Raw genomic sequence first — 1,500 nt, 5'->3', positions numbered from 1 at the left:
TCCAGCCGCAGCGGGCCACTCCGCTCGCTGCCCACCCGCAGCGCCGGCACCGCCAGCACACCGGCATGGCGTGGCGTGAGCGATACCTCGAACAGCGACTTCTGGACCCGTCGCCCGTTGGCCAATTGCCACTGCCGGCTGCTGCGTTGCCCATTGAGGATGAAATCGGCCTGCAACGGCGTGTAGTCGGGACTGACCCCGGCCTGGTCGGTTTCGATCAGCAAGGTGGTGCTTTCACCCTCGGCCAGGCTGTCGCGGTCCAGCCACATGCGGGTTTCGGCCACCGCCAGTCCGCTGCCCAGCAGCCACACCGCCAGCAGCGGCCACAGCAGCCACCCCCGTGTTTTCCGGCTCTTCATCGCCCTTCCCGCTTGCGCCGCTCGTACTCGAGCTGGAATTTGGTTTTCAGCAGATTGCCCGGCTCATCCGGCACACGCTGCATCCAGGCCTCGACCGCCTGGCGCCGCTCGCGCTCTTCGGCCGTCATCGGCGGACCTTGCCGTGCCGGTTTTCCATTTGCCTCGCCCTGCTGCCCCTGGCCCATCGCCTGGCGCATGCGCTCCCGCTGGGCCTGGTCGGCGGCCTGCTGCTTGCCCGCATCTTCACCCTGCGGTGGTGTCTGCTCAGGCGTGGGTTGCGCCTGACCGCCGGGCTGCGGGGACTGGGAAGGTGCCGCAGCACTGTCCTTGCCCTGCGCCGACGGCGATGAAGCGTCCCGTCGTTCTGCGGCTGACCGTCCTTGCCGGCTTGCGGAGGTGAAGATTCCGGCTTGCCCTGGTCGCCCTTCTGGTCCTGCTGCCCCTGTGGGCCTTGCTGGCCCTGTTGCGACTTGCGCTTGCGTGCGGCATCGACCGCGGCGCGATTGGCCAGCGCATCAGGCATCCCCGGCTGCTGTTTCAAAGCGCGGTCATAGGCCTGGATGGCTTCGTCGTACTTGCCCTGGCGCGCCAGCGCATTGCCGAGGTTGTACCAGCCTGATCCGTAGCGATGCCTTCGAAATGGCGTTGCGCTCCGGCAAAATCGCCCTTGCGGTAGGCATCCACGCCCTCGGCAAGACGCTGGTGATCCCGCTGGTCGGCCCGCTGCCACCAGTTCGACTCCGCCGCCTGTGCCGGCAGCGCGAGCGGCAGCAGCACGCACAGCAACAGCGCCGAGATCCCACCGACGCGCCGGAAGGCGAGCAACGCCAGCAGCATCAGCGGCAGCAGCAGCCAATAACCTTCGTCCTGCCAGATCTTGCCGGTCTTCTCTTTCGGGCTGTCGCCGCCATGCAGGCGCGGCTCCAGCACGCCCAGTGCCTGCAGATCCGCATCGCTCGCCGTCAACTGCAGGTAGCGACCCGCGCCAGCGCTGGCCAGCGCCTGCAGCGCCGGGGCATCCAGATGGGTCTGAACGATCTGTCCGCGCCGGTCACGATAGGCCGCGCCTTTCACCGTGCCCAGCCCCAGCACCGAAACCCGGTAGCCGGCCGCCACAGCCCGCACCGCCGCGGCACGTGAT

The 1,500-nt window shown here is 68.4% G+C and carries 3 protein-coding genes and 1 pseudogene; all 4 read right to left on the bottom strand.

Going from position 1 to position 1,500, the window contains the following annotated elements:
- The coding region (locus JCM9942_RS15730) for a BatD family protein (RefSeq protein WP_172675164.1) at nt 1–359 on the bottom strand (359 nt) is incomplete at its 3' end.
- Nucleotides 356–556 (bottom strand): hypothetical protein, encoded by a 201-nt coding sequence (locus JCM9942_RS19475; RefSeq protein WP_054660799.1) that lies wholly within the window; start codon nt 554–556, stop codon nt 356–358. The genes JCM9942_RS15730 and JCM9942_RS19475, both read right to left, overlap by 4 nt.
- Nucleotides 484–951, bottom strand: a complete 468-nt coding sequence (locus JCM9942_RS20800; protein ID WP_425478366.1) for a tetratricopeptide repeat protein — start codon at nt 949–951, stop codon at nt 484–486. Before JCM9942_RS20800 ends, JCM9942_RS19475 begins: the two co-directional genes overlap by 73 nt.
- Nucleotides 897–1,500, bottom strand: a pseudogene (locus tag JCM9942_RS20355) (hypothetical protein); the annotation flags it as partial. The gene JCM9942_RS20800 and the pseudogene JCM9942_RS20355, both read right to left, overlap by 55 nt.

The sequence above is a fragment of the Stenotrophomonas pictorum JCM 9942 genome, from assembly GCF_001310775.1.
Classification (GTDB): domain Bacteria; phylum Pseudomonadota; class Gammaproteobacteria; order Xanthomonadales; family Xanthomonadaceae; genus Stenotrophomonas; species Stenotrophomonas pictorum.
Note: the sequence above shows the minus strand (reverse complement) of the source record. Positions and strands in the feature narration are given on the sequence as shown.

What these genes read in the sequence shown, in the direction of transcription:
- JCM9942_RS19475 (WP_054660799.1), bottom strand. Translation starts at nt 556, where the DNA reads ATGCGCCAGGCGATGGGCCAGGGGCAGCAGGGCGAGGCAAATGGAAAA.